Source organism: Paenibacillus sp. MER 180, assembly GCF_023713665.1.
Lineage (GTDB): Bacteria > Bacillota > Bacilli > Paenibacillales > Paenibacillaceae > Paenibacillus_B > Paenibacillus_B suaedae.
Window position 1 is genome coordinate 45,737 of the sequence record NZ_JAMAVT010000007.1, and the last position, 19,679, is coordinate 65,415.

The 19,679-nt window shown below is 48.8% G+C and carries 18 protein-coding genes; 11 read left to right on the plus strand and 7 right to left on the minus strand.

The genetic code is table 11. The features are described 5' to 3' along the window. The first annotated feature begins 152 nt into the window (after positions 1–152). From M3661_RS13345 to M3661_RS13375, 7 genes are all read left to right on the plus strand, one after another. Entirely contained in the window at positions 153–1,034 is an 882-nt protein-coding gene (locus tag M3661_RS13345) for a carbohydrate ABC transporter permease (protein WP_021256243.1), read from the plus strand. Then, a complete protein-coding gene (locus tag M3661_RS13350; RefSeq protein WP_021261285.1) occupies positions 1,034–1,870 on the plus strand; it encodes a carbohydrate ABC transporter permease in 837 nt (278 codons plus the stop codon). Before M3661_RS13345 ends, M3661_RS13350 begins: the two co-directional genes overlap by 1 nt. A gap of 253 nt (positions 1,871–2,123) precedes the next feature. Beyond that, on the plus strand, positions 2,124–3,422 hold the full coding sequence (locus tag M3661_RS13355; RefSeq protein ID WP_065290199.1) for an ABC transporter substrate-binding protein: 1,299 nt from the start codon (positions 2,124–2,126) through the stop codon (positions 3,420–3,422). Positions 3,423–3,692: 270 nt separating this feature from the next. Next, on the plus strand, positions 3,693–6,038 hold the full coding sequence (locus M3661_RS13360; RefSeq protein WP_065290198.1) for a glycoside hydrolase: 2,346 nt from the start codon (positions 3,693–3,695) through the stop codon (positions 6,036–6,038). Positions 6,039–6,296: 258 nt separating this feature from the next. Continuing rightward, positions 6,297–6,977: a DNA alkylation repair protein gene (locus M3661_RS13365; protein WP_251485752.1), complete on the plus strand. Its 681-nt coding sequence runs from the start codon at positions 6,297–6,299 to the stop codon at positions 6,975–6,977. Positions 6,978–7,185: 208 nt separating this feature from the next. Then, the gene (locus M3661_RS13370) at positions 7,186–8,574 is read left to right on the plus strand and encodes a dicarboxylate/amino acid:cation symporter (RefSeq protein ID WP_065290197.1); all 1,389 of its coding nucleotides are present in this window, start codon (positions 7,186–7,188) and stop codon (positions 8,572–8,574) included. A gap of 144 nt (positions 8,575–8,718) precedes the next feature. Further along, positions 8,719–9,576 (plus strand): M15 family metallopeptidase, encoded by an 858-nt coding sequence (locus tag M3661_RS13375; RefSeq protein ID WP_065290196.1) that lies wholly within the window; start codon positions 8,719–8,721, stop codon positions 9,574–9,576. Between the two features lie 90 nt (positions 9,577–9,666). Here M3661_RS13375 and tlp read toward each other — a convergent pair whose 3' ends face one another. The 3 genes from tlp to M3661_RS13390 form a co-directional block, all read right to left on the minus strand. Beyond that, positions 9,667–9,891, minus strand: a complete 225-nt coding sequence (gene tlp, locus M3661_RS13380; RefSeq protein WP_021256236.1) for a small acid-soluble spore protein Tlp — start codon at positions 9,889–9,891, stop codon at positions 9,667–9,669. A gap of 164 nt (positions 9,892–10,055) precedes the next feature. Then, the gene (locus M3661_RS13385) at positions 10,056–10,739 is read right to left on the minus strand and encodes a GTP pyrophosphokinase (RefSeq protein ID WP_021261278.1); all 684 of its coding nucleotides are present in this window, start codon (positions 10,737–10,739) and stop codon (positions 10,056–10,058) included. A gap of 140 nt (positions 10,740–10,879) precedes the next feature. Further along, on the minus strand, positions 10,880–13,168 hold the full coding sequence (locus M3661_RS13390; protein ID WP_251485755.1) for an ATP-dependent helicase: 2,289 nt from the start codon (positions 13,166–13,168) through the stop codon (positions 10,880–10,882). A 246-nt stretch (positions 13,169–13,414) separates the two neighbouring features. Here M3661_RS13390 and M3661_RS13395 point away from each other — a divergent pair, with 246 nt between their 5' ends. From M3661_RS13395 to M3661_RS13405, 3 genes are all read left to right on the plus strand, one after another. Continuing rightward, positions 13,415–14,173 (plus strand): zinc ribbon domain-containing protein, encoded by a 759-nt coding sequence (locus M3661_RS13395; RefSeq protein WP_251485757.1) that lies wholly within the window; start codon positions 13,415–13,417, stop codon positions 14,171–14,173. 222 nt (positions 14,174–14,395) lie between these two features. Further along, positions 14,396–15,178, plus strand: coding sequence for a TrmB family transcriptional regulator (locus M3661_RS13400; protein ID WP_251485759.1), 783 nt, complete (start codon positions 14,396–14,398; stop codon positions 15,176–15,178). 238 nt (positions 15,179–15,416) lie between these two features. Next, positions 15,417–15,728 (plus strand): hypothetical protein, encoded by a 312-nt coding sequence (locus M3661_RS13405; protein ID WP_021256231.1) that lies wholly within the window; start codon positions 15,417–15,419, stop codon positions 15,726–15,728. Positions 15,729–15,861: 133 nt separating this feature from the next. Here M3661_RS13405 and mscL read toward each other — a convergent pair whose 3' ends face one another. Further along, positions 15,862–16,341 carry a large conductance mechanosensitive channel protein MscL gene (gene mscL / locus M3661_RS13410; protein ID WP_021256230.1) on the minus strand — a complete coding sequence of 160 codons (480 nt, stop codon included), beginning with the start codon at positions 16,339–16,341 and terminating at the stop codon, positions 15,862–15,864. Positions 16,342–16,414: 73 nt separating this feature from the next. Beyond that, positions 16,415–17,338 carry a diacylglycerol/lipid kinase family protein gene (locus M3661_RS13415; protein WP_065290237.1) on the minus strand — a complete coding sequence of 308 codons (924 nt, stop codon included), beginning with the start codon at positions 17,336–17,338 and terminating at the stop codon, positions 16,415–16,417. A 307-nt stretch (positions 17,339–17,645) separates the two neighbouring features. Here M3661_RS13415 and M3661_RS13420 point away from each other — a divergent pair, with 307 nt between their 5' ends. Next, positions 17,646–18,428 carry a sporulation protein gene (locus M3661_RS13420; RefSeq protein ID WP_251485761.1) on the plus strand — a complete coding sequence of 261 codons (783 nt, stop codon included), beginning with the start codon at positions 17,646–17,648 and terminating at the stop codon, positions 18,426–18,428. Positions 18,429–18,574: 146 nt separating this feature from the next. Here M3661_RS13420 and M3661_RS13425 read toward each other — a convergent pair whose 3' ends face one another. Then, a complete protein-coding gene (locus tag M3661_RS13425; protein WP_251485772.1) occupies positions 18,575–18,859 on the minus strand; it encodes a transposase in 285 nt (94 codons plus the stop codon). Positions 18,860–19,048: 189 nt separating this feature from the next. Beyond that, positions 19,049–19,654 carry a TVP38/TMEM64 family protein gene (locus tag M3661_RS13430; protein WP_251485775.1) on the minus strand — a complete coding sequence of 202 codons (606 nt, stop codon included), beginning with the start codon at positions 19,652–19,654 and terminating at the stop codon, positions 19,049–19,051. Positions 19,655–19,679: the final 25 nt, after the last annotated feature.

Here is a 19,679-nt window from a genome sequence, read left to right on the forward strand (position 1 = left end):
GATTCACAGTGTAACGCTTACATTGGGAGGGGGTCAATATATTCCACCTTTTCGTTCAAGACCATCTGTGGTAACCGTTTACATTAGCGTGCATACTGAAAGCAACAAGAACGGATAACCTCTATTATTTCTGTTGAAAAGGAGAGAGTCGGATGTCGCGTAAACGATCATCTCAAGCCCTGCAGCAAGTCTTTTTCATCGGACCTGCGGCATTCTTTTTTACCCTTATCGTCGCAATTCCTTTTGTGCTCGGCATGTACTATTCCTTCACCGATTGGAATGGAGTCGCGGGTACTGTGAAGTGGGTAGGGCTCGATAATTTCATTCAAATATTTGCGAAGGACTCGGATTTCTTCCCAGCCTTCTGGTTTACGACACGCTTTACGGTCGTCGGCATTATACTAACGAACTTATTCGGCTTCGCGCTGGCTTATATTTTGACCCGACAACTGAAGCTGCGCAACGTGCTGCGGACGGTATTTTTTATGCCGAATGTCATCGGGGGGCTGCTGCTTGGCTTCATCTGGCAGTTCATTTTCATTAAGGGATTTGCAGCGGTAGGAGAGATGACCGGGATTGAGTTTTTCAACCTGCCGTGGCTCGGTGACGAGACAACGGCCTTCTGGGGAATCATTATCGTATTTGTCTGGCAGACTGCCGGTTACTTGATGGTTATCTATATTGCAGCAATGATGAATGTGCCCAAAGACGTGCTGGAAGCTGCAGAAATTGACGGGGCAACCCGGGGACAGGTGCTGCGCAACATTATCATCCCGCTGATTATGCCGGCTGTAACGGTATGCTTGTTCTTGGCGATCTCTTGGTCGTTCAAGATGTTCGATCTGAACTTGTCCCTGACGAAGGGCGGCCCGTTCAAATCAACAGAATCGGTTGCGCTTAACATTTACTTAGAAGCATTCCAGAACAATCGATACGGCCTCGGCACAGCGAAGGCGCTCGTATTCTTCTTGATTGTCTCTGCCATTACGCTCATCCAAGTGCGCATCACCAAGAGCAAGGAGGTTGATATGTAATGGAAGCCATTAAATCATACAATATGCGAACCTTTATTTTAGAAGTCTTGATGGTTATTGTGGGGCTTGTCTTCCTTGTCCCGTTCTACTTCTTGCTCGTGAACTCGGTGAAGTCCTTCGGGGATCTTCTGTCCAACGCGGCAAGCTGGCCGGAATCGTTCGAATGGGCGAACTATCAGAAGGCATGGGAAATGACGAAGTTCCCGCAAGCTTTCACCAATTCATTGCTTATTACGGTAGTAAGCGTTCTGCTCGTAGGCTTAACGAGCGCTATGGCGGCATATCGGATGGTGCGCCACAATACGCGTTTCAACCGAACGTTGTTCATGCTGTTCGTTGCGGCAATGGTCATCCCGTTCCAATCGATCATGATTCCCCTCGTGAAGGTAACGGGAACGTTGAAGTTAACCGATAGTATGCTAGGGCTGGTTGTATGTTATCTTGGATTCGGCGCGCCGCTGTCGGTATTCCTGTTCCACGGCTTCATCAAATCCGTTCCGCTTGAAATAGAAGAAGCTGCTGTCGTGGATGGTTGTTCACCCTATGGTGTGTTCTGGAAGGTTGTATTTCCGCTGCTGAAGCCGATGTTCGTTACGGTTGCGATTCTGAACAGCTTATGGATCTGGAATGACTACTTGCTGCCTTCGCTTATGCTGCAGAGTGCCAGTCTGCGGACGATTCCGCTCGCAACATATGCATTCTTCGGACAGTTCACGAAGCAGTGGGATCTCGCACTGCCAGCGCTCGTGCTTGGTATAACGCCGATCGTGATATTCTTCTTGGCGATGCAGAAGTATATTATCGAAGGGATTACTGCCGGTTCGGTCAAAGGGTAATTAGTACACGAATCGATCAATGAATTCCACCTGATCGGTCAATTCTATCTCTGTAACCGTTTGCAAAACAGGAGCTATAATCAAGATGCAGCAAGCGATAAGAACCACTGGCAGTTCACCTTAGCCAATTATGCTGCTGGGTTGTTGATGGTTCCGACGGATGAGTTGTGGAACATGTGGAAATGGTACAGTGAGAAGATTGGTATAGCAACCGAATGAATGAAAAGGGAAACAGACAAAGGGAGGTCTTGCAATGAAGCGAGTTGCGAAATGGTCTTTGTTAATGATGTTGGCAGTGTCCGTCATGCTGGCGGGCTGCGGATCGAAGGGCGATGGAGGAACAACGAGCTCTGGCGGCGATCAAGGAAAAGGCAATCAAGAAGTAAAGACAGTTAAAATATTTCAGTTCAAAGTCGAAATTGCTGAGGCTCTCAACCGCCTAAAGGGCGAGTTCGAGAAGACTCATCCGAATATTAAACTCGATATTCAGACAGTGGGCGGCGGTGCGGATTACGGCGCAGCATTGAAGGCGAAGTTCGCAAGCAACGATGCTCCTGATATATTCAACAATGGCGGTTATCAAGAGATGATTACGTGGGCAGATCATCTAGAAGACTTGTCTGCGGAGCCATGGGTTAAGGATGTCATTCCTCTTGCTAAGGAGCCTATGACGAAGGACGGCAAGCTGTACGGCATGCCGATGAACTTAGAGGGATACGGCTTCATCTACAATAAGGATCTATTCCAGAAGGCAGGCATTACAGAGATGCCGAAGACGCTGACTCAGCTTGAAGACGCAGCGAAGAAGCTTCAGGCAGCGGGCATCACGCCTTTCTCGAATGGTTATCAGGAATGGTGGATTCTCGGTATTCACAACTTGAACGTGCCGTTTGCACAACAAGCTGACCCAAATGCATTTATTAAGGCGCTTAGTGATGGCAGTGCGAAGTTCCAAGGCAACCCGGAATTCGAGAAATGGGTGAAGCTACTCGATCTGACGGTGAAATACGGAAATAAAAATCCGCTCACTACGGACTACAATACACAAGTAACGCTGTTTGCTAAGGGTGAGACGGCGATGATGCAGCAAGGCAACTGGACACAAGTGCAAATCGACAGCATTGATCCAAAATTGAACTTGGGTGTACTCCCAATGCCAATCGATGATGATGCAGCGAAAAATGATAAGCTCCTCGTCGGCGTACCGAACAACTGGGTAGTGAACAAGAACTCGAAGGTGAAAGAAGAGGCGAAGACATTCTTGAACTGGATGGTATCTTCTGATATCGGCAAGGAATACATTGCGAAGCAGTTCAAGTTCATTCCTGCGATGTCGACGATTCAGGCGACAGCGGATGACCTTGGCGACATTGCCGCTGAAGTGGTGAAGTACAGTCAGGACAACAAAGTGCTGAGCTGGAACTGGTTCAAGTATCCGGACGGCGCAACGCAAGAATTCGGCAATGCAATTCAAGCCTATATTGCCGGCAAGTCGGATAAGGACAAAATGTTCGCTGACTTCCAGAAGGCCTGGGATAATCTGAAAAAGTAACAATAAATGCGGCGGCCTCTATCCATCTAGAGGCCGCTTTGCTGTTGCCACAGGTTAGCCGTTTTCATCAGAGGTTAGGCTTAAAAGGCAGTCAATTTGGGGCAGGTGATCTCACAATACCTGCATTTCGAACTTTGTCACACTGGTGTAACAGAGGGACGATATGATGTGGCATGCATTCAATTCGCTACCTTCGTGCCCGAAGGGCATACTTCTGTGTTCTATTGACGGTACGGGGGAGTAGCGGTGATGAAGGAGGCATGCACACAGATGAGAAGAGGATTACTAACAACGATTGCAGTCGCTATGGCTGTAAATATGTGCACAGGCTGCAGCCAACAAGAGGTAGCCAAGGCGGAGGATGGTGCAGTAGCGGTATCCTCCAACCCGGTTCAAGCCATACAGGCTGCTTATCGTGAATTCACGTACCAGGTTGACCCGGCAACATTTGATATCGTGATCGAGCATGGCGGCGTTAAGGAACACGCTTCTATCCCGATCAAGCCACGGAAAGTGCGTGATATGAAGAAGAGCACGGATCGTACAGAATGGACGTATCCGGACGATAAGGTCAAGGTAGTTCTACAGAAAAAGGAGGGGTATCTGGACATTCGTATTCAATCGATCGGAGCGGAACAATTCGCATGGCCGACGGTACAAGCAGACAGCTACATGCTGCCGCTATGGGAAGGCAAGCGAATCCCTGCCCAAGATCCGAATTGGAAGAAGTTCCTCCATGAAGAGACGATGACATGGGGCGAGTCCTTCTCGATGAATTTCATGGCGCTCAATAAGAGCCAATTCAGCCTGCTCTATGTGGTCGAGAATCCCTTTAACAATGAAGTTTCGTTCCATACAGAACCAAGCATTGATATGTCGTTTACGCATGAGTTCCCATCGATTAATCCAAACAAAGAATATGGATTCCGCTTATATGTAACGGACAATGATCCAGTCGCTGTAGCGAAGCTGTACCGGGAATATGTGAAAGAGCAGCAAGGCTTCAAGACACTTGCGGAGAAGGTGAAGGACAATCCGGACATTGAGAAGCTATATGGCGCTCCGCATATTTATATGTGGAATAGCCAAGTGTTGGCTGAGACGAATATCCATTGGCCTGTCATGAAGAAGAAGCTTAATGATCCGATATGGTCATGGATTGCGAAGCTGGCGGATCAATTTACGGAGGATGGCGGTCAAGAGCTGCGTAATGCGCTGGCAGAAGGCAGGAAGGATGGAGTGTATGCGTACCAGAAGCGGGTAATGGTCAGAGCCTTGAATCAGGTGATGAAGCTGGAGAAGTTGTATCAAGCGGATCAATTCCCGAAGCTGGATGCCGAATCACAGCAGCTTGTCTCTACTGGTGTCAGCAAGCTAAGTGAACAGAAGCTGTACGAACTGAACAAGCGCTTATTGAAACATGCATTCGGAGAGGCATTGGACGATCCGTCAGCATGGGGACAAGATAAGTCTAATGCAATCGTCTCTGAGATGAAGCAGGACGGTATTGCTAAGGCGTGGATTGGATTGCCGAACTGGGCAGATGGATTAATGAATCCAGCCTTCGTCGAGAATGCTTCGAAGCTTGGTTACTTAATAGGGCCTTATGATTCGTATCATTCGATCCAGAAGGAAGAGAACAAGGACTGGAATACAGCCTACTTCCCAGATGCCTCGCTGTATGAAGAAGCTACGATTACCAATAAGAATGGGGTCAAGATCGGGGGATTCCTGAATCGCGGACGCAAGTTGAATCCGACCTTATCCCTTCCTAGTGTGAAGCAGCGCATGGAGCAGATTCTGCAGGATCACATTCTGTACACTACGTGGTTTATTGATTGTGATGCAACAGGGGAAATTTATGATGACTACACCCCTGGACATATCACGACGCAGGAGCAGGATCGGAAGGCACGCCTTGAGCGCATGAATTATATTGCGAAGGAGAAGCATATGGTCATTGGCTCCGAGGGTGGGAACGACTTTGCCAGCAGCGTGATTGCTTTCGCGCATGGCTTGGAAACCCCGGTCATCAAGTGGATCGATAAGGATATGCGTGAAGATAAGAACAGCCCCTATTATGTAGGAGCCTATTGGTCACCGGATGGCGGTATCCCGGGCAAATATGCGAAGCAGGTTCCGCTCAAGGAGCTGTACCAGCACATTTATATTGATCCTGCTTACTCCCTGCCTTTATTCAAGCTGGTATACAACGATTCGGTCATTACAACCCATCACTGGGAATGGGGAAGCCTCAAAATAAAGGATGAGGTGGCAGCACGCATGCTGTACGAGTTGCTGTACAATGTTCCGCCGCTGTATCATCTTGATAAGCAAGAATGGGACAATCATAAGGCGCTGATCACGTCATATTTGAAGGTGTGGTCTCCATTCCATGCGAAGGCTGTGCAGCGGGAAATGACCGCATTTGAGGTGCTGTCTTCGGATCGCCTTGTGCAGTCGGCTCAGTATGGGGAGGATTTGAAAGTCGTCGTTAACTTCTCCGGTAAGGATATTTCCTATGGTACAGATACAGTGAAGGCAATGTCAGCGCTTATTCTCGATGGGAAGCAGCGCATTGTCTTTGAGGCGGGTTCAGCTGTTATGGCGAAATAATCTATTAGCAAAGCAACGAAGAAAACGTAGCACAGGAGTAGTATGCTTGCTGCCATGCGTAAGTTGTATGCCAACTGACATGCTCATGCTACAGCTCCTGTGCTATAGGTGCAGGTGAGTTTGGAAGGTTGATGGGGGATGCGGGGAGAATATCTATGTGATCTGTTAATTCGTTGGGAGTATGGTTGGCATAAGACTAGGGCGGCAGCTACCGACTTTCAAACGATTGCAACTCGTCGATATAAGGGAGAGATATTCATGAGCGTGTACCCAATCGAACCACTTATTGAAGCCTTTCGCGCAAGTGCCGATCCAGACAGGGCGGCAGCGATGTCCGCTTATATGCGGGATCAGTTCCCGTTTCTTGGAGTCCCTCAGCCTGTGCGCAAGCTGTTGATTAAAGAGCATACGCAGTTGTACGGCAAGCCGCAGTCTGCAGAAGAGATATTGCATGCAGCTCAGCATTTATGGAATCTGGAGGAGCGGGAATTTGCTTATGCTGCAATGGGACTATTAGAAGGTGGAGTGAAGTTTTTCAATTTGGCACATATACATAGAATCGAGCAATTCATTGTAACCCGATCTTGGTGGGATACGGTTGATGGACTGGCAACCTGCACAGTGGGAGGGGGGATGAAGCGATACCCTGAGGCTTGGGCGGAATATGCCGATCGCTGGATTCATTCGGATCAGATGTGGCTGAACCGCACAGGGATACTGTTTCAGTTGAAATACAAAGCTCAGACGAATACGGACTTGCTGCATCTTGCGATTCATTCGCATATTGCATCGAAGGAATTTTTCTTGCAGAAGGCCATTGGCTGGGCGTTGCGTGAGTATGCGAAGACAAATCCAGAATGGGTAAGGGATTATGTAGAGCAGCATGTGCTGATGCCGCTAAGCCGGCGTGAGGCATTGAAGAGACTGGAGAGCAGGTAATCCAGCAGTAAGTGTGGCAGTGTAAGCAGCTTGGTCTAGTTGTACAGATCCGTATTGGAGGCAAGCTAGTTCATATATATCCAGCAAATACATTCATATCCAGTACATCCATTCATATAAAAAGTATTGACGAGTTCCGTCCCTATTTCTATAATACCAATTAAACAACTTGGAATTGTTATAATAAATAGATGAAGGGGTTATGATGATGAAGGAACAGAACTGGATCACCCTGCAAGACTGGAATGTCTATGCGAGCTGGGGGGCTGCATTGCTGCTCGTTATCTTGCTGTGGTGGCTTGCGAAGAAGAAGGTTGGGTTCGGCCTTCGCGTACTGCTGGCCATGGCGCTTGGCTTGACTCTCGGCGCGGTATTCGGAAAGTCTGCGGCAGATGTTAGTATCCTAGGCTCTATCTATGTCAGCTTAATTAAGATGGTTGTCATGCCGCTCGTATTTGCTGCTATTATTTCGAGTATTACCTCTGTGAAGGATCCGAATGTATTGAAGAAGCTTGGAACGAAGACCATCGCGTTGTTCCTGATTACGACTGCTGTCGCGGCTGTTATCGGTCTCGGAACAGCTCTCGTTATTGATCCTGGTTCTGGTATTGCTCAGAGCTCGGAAGCGGCGCAGGGGTTCGAACAACGTGAGATACCAACTTTCAAGCAGGTGCTGCTTGATCTCGTACCTTCCAACCCGATCAATGAGATGTCACAGGGCAAGGTCGTACCGGTCATTATATTTGCGGCCTTCATTGCAGTGGCGATTACATTAGAGGGGCTGCGTAATCCCGAACGAGTACAGCCGATTCGCGCCTTCTTCCAATCCTTCTCCCATATTATGTTTCGTGTGACGAAACTGGTTATTAAGCTTACTCCGTACGGCGTATTCGGGCTTATGACCTCGATGGCCGCCAAGTATGGATTATCGACTTTGAAGGAGCTTGCTTGGTTCATTATTGCGGTCTATGTAGCGTGCTTGATCCATATGATTGTGACTTTCGGGTCGCTTGTCACCTTCGGTGCGCGTGTGAATCCAATCCGCTTCTTCAAGAAGGCGTATCCGACCATTGCAGTCGCCTTTACGACACGCAGCAGCTACGCAACTCTGCCTGTGAATCTGGAAGTGATTACGAAACGAATGAAGGTGTCGGATCGAATTGCCAGCTTTGTGGCTCCGCTTGGTGCTACAATTAATATGAATGGTTGCGGCGGGATTTACCCGGCCATTGTTGCCGTGTTCATTGCACGCGTATACGGCATTGATTTGAATATTGCCGATTACTTGCTCATCATTGGTGCAGCAACGTTAGCTTCTGTTGGCGTAGCGGGTGTTCCGGGTCCAGCGTCCATCTCGACGACTGTCGTGCTCGTTCAGGCAGGCCTGCCGATTGAAGGATTTGCACTTGTTCTCGGTGTAGATGCAATCGTAGATATGGCACGTACAGCAGTAAATGCGACAGGTACGACGGTTGCGTCATTGCTTATTGGCAAAAGTGAAGGCGAGTTCGACCGAGAGGCCTTCAATCGTGATGAGGATGATGATATTGAAGTTGGACGGGAAGCGAAGAACAGTCATAACACTGTAACCGTATAGCATCGAGGAAGAGGAGAGTCTTCTAGTCCGCAGCTAGAAGACTCTAGCATCTGTATCGCATCTCTACTATTCGCAATACGTATTTTATTGCGATATAATAGACTCTCAATCTGGAATTGATAGATTGGGAGAGGGGAAATACTAATGAGTCAGCATAGTATGACTGCGAAGTGTCTTGTATTTGCTCTGGGAACAGCAATTCTGCTCAGCGGCTGCCAAAGCACGGACAAGACAGCAGTAACATCCGGACAAGAACAAGTTGACCCGGCACTGACACCAGCGCCGGATAATAATAAGCAGGGAGAAGGAAGCGGAGAGGGTCAGGGAGAGAATGGCTCCTCCAATACCGATGACACAACATCCGTTACAGCCAAGCTAAAATCGGAATACGGACTCAGCTCCACGATTGAACAGCAAGGCGATAAGGCGGTTGTTACCAATCCGGAGTCCATCCTCGTTGTGGTCAATAAGGAGCGTTACTTGCCAGATGGTTATGAGCCGCCGGATCTTGTGGAGCCGAATGTGAAGTTCTCCTTCGAAGAGGCACATGAGAAGCGTCATATGCGCAAGGAAGCGGCAGAGGCGCTTGAGGAGATGTTCAAGCAGGCGAAGGAAGAGGGCGTGACGCTGCATGCCGTATCGGGTTACCGTTCTTTCAAGCGTCAGGAATCCCTATTCAATCATTACGTGAATACGCAAGGGAAGGAATATGCGGCCCGCGTTAGCGCAGTTCCTGGAACGAGCGAGCATCAGACGGGCCTCACGATGGATTTATCGAGTCCAAGTGTAGGCGATGTACTGGAAGAGGTATTCGGTGATTCGGATGAAGGGAAGTGGGTGGCTGAACACGCTCACGAATTCGGATTCATGATTCGCTATCCGAAGGACGGGGAGAGCATTACCGGTTATGTGTACGAGCCATGGCATGTCCGCTATGTTGGCAAGGAAGCAGCCAAGGCAGCTTATGATGGAAAATTGACGTTAGAACAGTTACTGCAATAATACAAATTATATTACTTAATAAGAGAGGCTGAGCTTGGATTTCAAGCTCAGCCTCTCTTCATTCGATTCATCTGTCAACGATTGGGTGCACTACGAGGAAGCGTTCGATTGCTCGTCACGCTTCTCAGCCGCAAACCCTTCGATGCTGTGGCGGCGGCGCTCATTCTTGGCTTGCAAGTTATGACGCTCTGTCGCGCTAATCTCTTCAGCATGCTCAGTTAAATACTGCTCAGTTTCATGCAGTTTGCTCGATGTGTTATCAATTGCATTCTGCAGACGAGCTGCGTTGTTAGAGCGATCATCGGGTTTGGCCATGTTCGTGGTCCTCCTTCGTGATGACAGTTATCGGTTGATGCCGGTGAACATGACAGATCAAGTCCTCCGGCGTCATCGTTACGATGTGCAAATGGTGCGTGTTTTATCCAACCATTTCTCATCCCAGAGATGAACATCATCACTGCCCATGGGGAGCATTAGCACTATTGAGCATTCTCCCAAGGCAAGCCCTTCTGAATCGTGTTCGCCCAATCCTCGTGATTGTACGATAATATTTCTTTGCGCAGCTCCAGCATCTTCCGATCCAACTGATCGACTGCTCTTGCGGCCTCGGTTAACTCTTCTGTTACATGAGCCGGAACCTGCTGTTCGAACTTGTAGTAAATAATGTGCTCCAGACTTGCCCAGAAGTCCATGGCAAGCGTACGAAGCTGAATTTCAACATAGATCCAGCGTGTATCCTCGAATAATACGAGCGGCACTTGAACGATGACATGGAGACTCTGGTACCCATTGCTCTTCGGATTTTTAATATAATCCTTGATTTCCACGATACGAATATCTTCACGGGTCTTTAAATGTTCGAGTATGAGATAAATATCCTTAACGAAGGCGCAGACGATACGCATGCCTGCTACGTCATATATTTTGTCCACGATGGAATCGAGCGTCAATGGGAAGCCCTTGCGCTGCAGCTTGCTGAAAATGCTGTTAGGCTCCTTCAGACGCGTCTTAATATGTTCGATGGGCGGATAACCATTGCGTATTTTCCATTCCGCTTGAATGACCTTGATCTTAGTCTCCAGTTCTTCTAATGCAAGCTGATACAAGGTAGGTAACTGCTTTACCTGTTCGTATTGCTTCATAATCATATCGGTTTTGGACATGAAATATCCCCTCAATTTAGCACGGTATAGTAATCGGTTATTCGTCGTTTTTCTTCTATTCCTAAATAACAACATAGCATCTGATCCTATTGTACTGGATAAAGGGTGTGTATTTCAAAACTCAACTTTCGGGCGCAACCCTATATGACGATGTTCCAAGCATCCAGGAGCAGTTGGCTTACTTCAGCCTTCTGTCCATGCACGATTGCTGGGGAACTGATGTACAACTGCTCGCGTGCCCTCGTTACGGCCACATAAGCAAGCCTGCGTTCCTCTTCAAGGAGCGTATCATTCGTGCTTGCGTTCTCCGCCTCAGGACGGGAGATGTCATGCATCTGTTCTGCTCGTGGTCCTGTTCGCAGTGCCGCCGAGCGGTCTGGCGGGGCTCCCTTGCGAAGCGCTGTTCGGTGAGGGAGAATTCCATCGGCCGCACCGATTAGGAATACTTCAGGGAACTCCAGGCCCTTGGCGCGATGAATGGTCATGCAGGTGACGGCATCCTCCAAATCCCCATCCTCTGCACGTTGCATCGCGGAAGGAGCTCTTGTCCCTGCCTGCATTGGTGCTCGTCCAGAAGACAGAGAGCTGCTTGTTCGATGCTGTGCTCCATACTCGGGGTTCATCGCAACATACTTCTCCTTCAACTCGTCAATATGCTTCAGGAAGGCCTCGACAGTATCGAAGCGCTTGGCTGAGGACTCCAATTCCTCAAGCGTATCCGCTGCCCCTTCTTGATGAGCGGTTGATCGTTCTCCAGAAGATGCAGCCGTGAACTTGTCATAGAATTCGCGTCGCATCTCTCGTAGCGCGATATATGGCTTCATCGCAGCCAGTTTCTTAATAAGCTTAATGCGTGGCTTGACGGCCTCGCGCTGGAAGGAGGGCAGCTTGTCCCAACTCTGCAGATGGATAAGCGGATATTTCTTGGCCTTGATCCGCTCTGCTCCCATCAGATATTGCATGCCTGTCTCCCGCGGGACATATAGTGCGGCAACAGCGCTGTCCAGTGCGCTGAACTCACGCGGGGCAAGCGACAGCCGAAGATGGTCGATAAGCGGGCGAACAAGATTATGGTCATAGAAAAACGGCTCGGCTCCGAACTGGCGAAATGGAATGCCCTGTATCGTCAAGCATTCAATGAGTGCGCGGCTGGTGTTCGCTGTTCGGTACAGGATAGCGAAGTCTTGCCACGTATGCGTACCGGCATTAACAGCCGCTTGAATATGATCGGTGATAATCTGTGCCTCTTCCTCCGCATCGCGGGGGCGAAGATAGCGCGGCGCACTTGGTGCACGTTCCTTATCCGTCACGACATGAACGCCAGTTGGTGTTCTCATCTGCTTCGGCAGCCGCTCTTCATTATGGGCAATGACCGCATTGCCTAGGCCAACAATGGCTGGTGTAGATCGGAAGTTAAAGTCGAGCGTAACCTGCTTCGCTGAAGGGTATTGATTTTTAAATTCCGTGATATAACGATGGCTTGCTCCATTAAAAGTGAATATCGTCTGATCATCGTCACCGAAAACGGCTAAGTTTTGGTGCCCGTCGGTAATTCGTTGAAGTAGTTCATACTGCACAGGCGTCGTATCTTGAAATTCATCTACAAGCACATATTGGAAACGGCGGCGGAGACGCTCAAGCAAGTTAGCGTCTTCCTCCAGCAGCCGTAGAAGATCGATCAGCAGGTCATCGAAGTCTTTGCACCCTTGCTGCGCTTTTTGTTCTTCGAAGCGAATAAGCGCACGCCGAATATCGAGTTCACTTGCATTTGTTGTTTTCCAATCAGTAGGCATCAGGCGGCGTGATTTGAGCGAGGAGAGCGCAGCGAGCGCCGTCTCGGCTTGCAGGGTATCATGCAGCCCGAGCTCTCGTAGTATGCGCTTCATCAAGCCATGCCGTCTGCGTTCCTCTGCCATCAGTTGGAAGGGAGGCGCATAAGCCTGCAGCAGCTTGAGAGCGAAAGAATGAAAGGTGCGTGCCTGAACCTTGCGAGCCATATCGCGTGTAACGCCGGGCAGCTTGGCAAGGCGCACTCGCATCTCTTGCGCAGCTTTATTTGTGAAGGTGACCAGCCATAGCGACTCCGGTGATACTCCACCGACGGTCATCAAATAGGCAGCGCGTGCGGTCAGCACGGATGTCTTGCCAGATCCAGCTCCTGCCAAGCAGAGCAAGGGCCCGTCTATATGGCGTACTGCATCCCGCTGTGCGTCATGTAGACGTATCCCTTGTCGCTCTAACGCAGCGAAGAAGTCTGCAGATGCAGGAAGGGCACCGTTGCCGTCATTGCTCGGTTGAGCGCGATCATGGCGAGAAGCTGTGTATGGGTCTGCCGATCGCGCTGTAGGTACGGGTTGTTCCCTCTTTATACCAACTGGACGAGAGCGCCACTGGGCTCTGACCGTTTCTGATGAAGAAGGAGTGGTCATGATGGTGTATCTCCTTTATGATAGAAATAAGCGTTACATGATATTATACATGTTCTAGCAAGGCAGCGGACAGGGACACATGTTTTGCCTGAGCCATGCATACGTTGTTGTTGAAGGCGTTGTAATGACAAGTTCAAGGCAAAGAATAGCGCATGGTTGTGGCGATGGGTTTCACATCGCTAATACTGCGTTTATTAGTTTAACAGAGGAATTCTGCCGTAATGGTAGTTGAAAGGAGATATTGGGATGAACCGCTTTATACAAGTAATTAAAGATGGTGCTTCCAAAGCATCGGAAAAAGCGCATAACATGATGGAAATGAACCGGGTTCAAGCCCAAATTGTAGCTAAGCGCAAAGAATGGAAGCAGAATGTCTATGATATCGGCGAACTCGTATATGATGCCTATAAAAAGAATGACTTAACACTTGCGGAGGAAGGTTTGAAGGAAATTGCTAAGCTGAATCTGCTCGTTGAAGAAGAAATGAAGCTTCTGGATTGGAAGGTAAGCGAGCTGCGTAAGCAGAAGCGCTGCGAATGCGGCGAAATTGCCCCATTTTCGGCTAATTATTGTTCGGTATGCGGACGCAAGCTGCCAGAGCCGCCACAAGTGGAGGAAGAAGAGATTGATGAGCTCGGCATGGCCTTCCTGAAGGCCAAGCGGGAAGAACAAGAGGAGGCGGCTGCTGCTCAAGAGGCTGTGCGCTATCCGGAACATACCGATTATAAGGAGCATGACTATACGTACGAGGAAGAGGAAGAAGATGAGCATGTATTGGAGCCGCATGCGGAAGACTCCCAGAGCAGTGCATCTTTCGATCAAGGCCGGCTTAAACAAGGTGGAGCGGCCGATCGGGATCATGATGACTTGAACGTAACGGTCGGCGGGCGCCGAATTACCATTATGAAAGAAGAAGAAATAGCGGGTCGACGCTGTTCGAACTGCAACAGCACGGCAGACGAGGAAGCCAAATGGTGTGAACGGTGCGGGACGCCATTCGTATAAGCATCTGGTTCCGTTGCACCATTCACTTCGCGTAAGTTGAGGCGGTACAGACTGACAACAACCCAGCTGCAAGAAGTCTAAACTGGGAATGGGGAAATGTGTATCAGTCAGCTTATATGCATGGAATGACAATAGGGGCCTGCCATCTATGGAAATACGGCGGCCTCTTTTTCATTGTACGAGCAATACGAGTATGGAGACACCTAGAGCAGGAGGAGTACGATGGAAGGTCAAGGTCTAATTACACATTTACGTTCATTGGGATTTACCGAGATGGAAGCTAAAATTATTGTCAGTCTATCCGAACAAGGTGCGATGACGGGGTATGAGGTTGCTAAGAAACTAGGCGTGTCGCGCTCCAATGTATATGCAGCATTACAGCGGCTCGTTGATCATGGAGTCATTCTGCATCGGGATGGGGAACCCTCTCACTATGCGGCATTGCAGCCGGAGGAATTGACGCGCATATTAGCCTCTCGATTAGATTCATCGCTTCACTATATTCGGGAGCACATGCCCGTGACAGAGGCTGATGAGACTTCGTTCTACAGTATCGAAGGTGAGCGGGCGGTTATCGAGACCGTGAAACGCGTACTCCAGGAGGCTAAGCTGGAAATTATCGCAGATGTGTGGCCAGAGGATGCGACCTTAATTCGGGAGCACTTGGCACTTGCTGAGGCGCGGGGAGTGAAGGTGCTGTGGTCCATCGCGGGTTCGGAGGACAATGCAAGTATGCGGGTGCCTTCCTTGTTCGATACAGATGGCATGCGTCACACGCGTCCTTTTGCATTTATTATTGATCGTAAGGAAGCATTGGTTGGGTCTATGGGGGAAGGTGTGGCAACGAAGGCGCTGCTTACAGAGCATGCAGCGATCACTCGGCTTGTTTTAGGGAAGTTCGTACAGGATCTCGTATTGTACGAATGGCAATGCGAGATGGGGGCTGAAGATGCAGAGGCATTTAACAAGCGGATTCAAACGGTCATCTCATCGTATTTTGATTAACATCAATCGTGACAGATAAGTGAAAAATGACCAAAACCCGAAACCGGTCAAAGTATCTTTACGTATAGATACATATCGGAACGACTAGTATACCAGCAAGCCAAATCGGTATTTGACATAGATACATGTAATGGATGTTGAAAGACTTCATATGCATGTAAAGTATGTGCCGATCTTCTTTCGGAGAAGATACGAGGAAGGACAGCTTCGCTAAGAGACAGCAAGAGGAGGGCATCGTATGGAGTGCATTGTACATTTTGAAGTTGTTCATCACGGAACTGACGAGATCGCGAAGCTTCGCGGCCTAGTTATGACACCGGATAAAGAGAAGCCAACTGTGGATGATATGCAGGAAATGCTGCGTATGATGGGGTATGAAGTTCATTGTACGGATGAAGCAGCGCTTCGCTTCGAGCCAGATCGCGCGGGTACAGATGTAGAAGAAATTCGGATTAAAAAAGTGGATATGGGCGAGGAAGTATATACGCCAGATATGCAGCTTCGCGCGATTGCGGAGCAGCTTATGAGCAAGCCGAACCGTTCCATATAGCCATGTAGTCTCGCTATATCCGATTGGACAAAAAAGGCCTTCTTCCTACAGACATCATCAAGAGGATGGTGTGGTGCAGCAAGAAGGTCTTTTGTTGAATGATCTTAAATGGAGAACTTGCCGAACGTGCTCGTTACGCTTTGGCTTCGGACTCGTTCAGGATAGAAGTACAGTGTCCGCAGCGAGTAGCTTCTTTCGGAATTTCCGACAGGCAGTATGGGCAAGACTTCGTTGTCTCCTCTGCAGGTGCTTCGGGCTTCTTGCGATGAAGCGCATTGATCCCTTTAATAAGCAGGAACACAGAGAAGGCCACAAGGATGAAGTCGATAATAATACTAATAAATTGGCCGTATGCGATAACGGGAATTCCCGCTGCTTGTGCTTGCGCCAATGACGATACGTCTTGATCACTCAAGTTAAGGAACAAATCCTTAAAGTTGACTCCGCCCATCAACAGTCCGAGTGGAGGCATAATGAGATCGTTGACAACCGAAGTCACGATCTTATTGAAGGCACCGCCGAGAATAACACCGACTGCTAGATCGATAACGTTGCCTCGCATTGCAAATTGCTTAAATTCACCGAAAAATGATTTGACTTTTGATTCTCCCACGAATGGTTCCCCTTTCTCATGTAGGCATTACCATGTAATACTTACCCTTAATCGCGATACAGAAACAGTTTTTTTAGACAATCTTCGATTCGTAATGATGACTTGATGAAGGCTGAAGCATGAGCAGCTTATGTCTACCAATTGCAGCTTGGAGCGGAGTAGTGCCAATCCGTTCCCCATCACCATAAGCAACGCGAGCGTTCGATGAAGTGATATGAACATCGTGTCCGCGCAGCATCGAGACATAAGGCAGATTCACATGCTTGCCGGAAAATACGGTCGGGAATAGCTTCATTAAGGTCCAACGGGTGCAGCTGTGTACAATGCATATATCCAGCTCTCCGTCATGTGGGTCAGCTTGTGGACTGATACGGATTCCTCCCCCGTAGGAAGAGGAGTTGGCGATAGCCGTTAGCCACACGTTGTCAAAATGATGTATGGTACCGTTGATTGTAATGGAGGCTCTTGCGGGCTTGAACGTAAACATCGCGATGACCGCACCGATCAAATAGGCAGCGGAGCCTATTCGAAGTTGGTTGCACCAACGCTTATAACGGCTCTGGTTGACGGCTTCTGCTACTTCCGCATCAAATCCTGTCGCCAAAGCGGTCAATGTCCACTTGTCGTTGATCTCGATCAGATCGACAGCATTTCGCTGCCCGTGAAGAATGGTATGCAATGCTTGCAATGGTTCAGTAGGTATATGAAATCCTCGAGCGGTATCATTGCCTGAGCCAGCAGGAATAACTCCTAATGCAGCTTGGGTACCTGCTAGAATTGGCAGTAGTCGATGAATCGTTCCATCTCCGCCGAGTACCACAATCGTAGAACGAGGGTATTTCGTAAGATGAGCACTTACGTGCATCTCTGCTTCTTCGGGTGTTGCTGTCACGCAGGAGGTATATTCGATCTCTAGCTGCTGCATGCGCGATTCTATCAATTGCCATGTGCGCAGCCCTTTTCCATTGCCTGCATGTTGATTGATTACAAAGAGCATCAAGATTCCATCTCTCCCATGTTTGCCGAATCCAAGACGTTTCATACGGGCACTATATTGAGATTGCAACTGACTATTATTCTGTTTACTGCTATTCCATAATAGCAGAACGTTCTCTGTTTGGGGTGATTTTCGGGCAGGAAGTTTATATCAAATGTAAATGTTTGTGAGAGAGATTCATGAACATCGTTCAAAATTGAGTATTTCTTGCTCGTGTCGAAAAGGGAAAATGGGGAAGCTGTCGAATGGATATAAGAAACATTTTCCATATTTGCTCATGTGAATAGTTCAGGGGAGGGACAAGGTAATGTCCATGTTCAACCGTTTCCTAGGGAGCATTGGTCTTGGCACGGCCCAGATCGATACGCTTCTGGAACGTGGAAGATATGCACCGGGCGAGGAATTACGTGGAATTGTGAAGCTGCGGGGAGGCCATATCCCACAGTATGTCGAGCGCCTTGAGCTTGTATTAATGACGGAGTATGCGCGCCAATTGGATGGTCGAAGCGAGCGCAGTTATTGTGAGCTTGAGCGCTATACAATCCGTGAATCCTTCACGCTAAGTACGAGTGAGACGAAGGATGAGTCATTCTCCATTGTATTGCCGAATCGGGTTCCACTTACGATTGATAACACCCCTGTATGGCTGATGATAGAGCTAGGCGTAGATTGTACTCGTAACATCGAGCCAAATGACCACGATCGAATCGAAATTATCCCTACGGTCGAGCAGAGCATTGTAATTGACGGTGTGAACCGACTTGGCTTCCGACTGCGAACTGCGGACTGTATTCATGCCCCACGAATCGGCGGTAAATTCCCATTTGTACAGCAATTCGAATTCATTCCTACCTCTTATTTTCGCGGAGAAGTTGAAGAGATGGAGCTCATCTTTTTGGCGGCAGAATACCAGACAGAGCTGCTCGTCTATCTCAATGGACGTGCGCGTAATGTGCGGGGGATACTTGTGGATACGGATATGACAGTTGATCATTTCCTTCGCTTTCCGCTTACGAACCTCGAATGGCGCAGCATGGGGGCTGAAGGCTTCGCGGGTGAACTGGCAGAAATGATCCGACAGCACTTGTAATCGTTCCAGATGTACAAGGTAAGATTGCCTCACGCTTCATCGATTGGCTATATGAATCGGATATACATAACGAAGGGAGAGATTCGGGGCTGTAGACAGCTTGGAATCTCTCCCTATCATTTTAAGGAAGCATGAACGTATGCAGCTTATTTGTCGCCACGGTCGGTATGCTTGCGTGGACTCGTTTGCCTGGATTGCTTCTGCCTTGTCTCATCTGATTTGGCAATAAGCCGCTGATCCGTCTCACCAGTGTGGTGATTGTCGAACAAATATTGTTGGAGCTCCCACTCCGAAGCACCAAGCTGAGGATCAGATGGGAAGGTCTGACCGCGGTGCAAAACTTCCTCGCGTCCCCATTCATTGGCATAGATGCCGTCCACTTCAACATGCTCCCTCGATATCGGATTCATCTTATGGTCATTTTCAGTCATGCAGGTCATGAGCTCCTTTCGTTTGCTGCGTGCAAGCGGCAAGCTTCAGGTGATGGATCATCACCTCATTGAATGCTCTTATTAAGGTGCCCTGCCTACTTGAAATTATCCTGTGATGAATACAAAGGAAACGAATCAGTTATTTCAAAGAATGAGCGATTCGATTCGTGTAAATGATGTCTACAGCTTCTATAGCTGATAATGAGCTTCGAGCCTCTTCCCGCCGAGCCAGAGCAGGAACAGAACAGCAACCGCGACTAGAATGCGCCATGGCTGATGGATAAATCCCTGCCAGTCATGGCCGATGAAGGCCATGATGAATATGACAACCGACTTCCCGGCAAATACGGCGCATAAGAATGTACGAAACGGGATCGTGCTGATTCCTGCGGCGATATTGATTAGCGCTGATGGTGTGAATGGGAAACAATATAAGATGAACAATGGTGTGAATCCTTTGGTCTCCAGCCACGAGAAGAATCGCTGCGATGAAGGCATGTTCTTCTGCAGGTAAGCGCTGAACCGGCCGCCGAACTTACGAGCCAGCCAGAATACAAGGCAAGCCCCGAGGCTTGCGCCAATCCAGGAATAGAGGAAGCCAAGCCCTAAGCCGTAAGCAGCTGCATTTGCCATAACAAATACGATAAGCGGCAAGAAAGGCAGGATGGCCTCCACGAGCGGGAGCAATATGCCAGGTAACGGCCCCAAGTTCGAATATTGCTGCATCCAATGCTCGACTTGATTGATATCCAAATGTTTAAGCCAACTGATTGTGTTATGTACCCACTCCCACAAAACAAGTTCCCCCCGATGTTGAAAC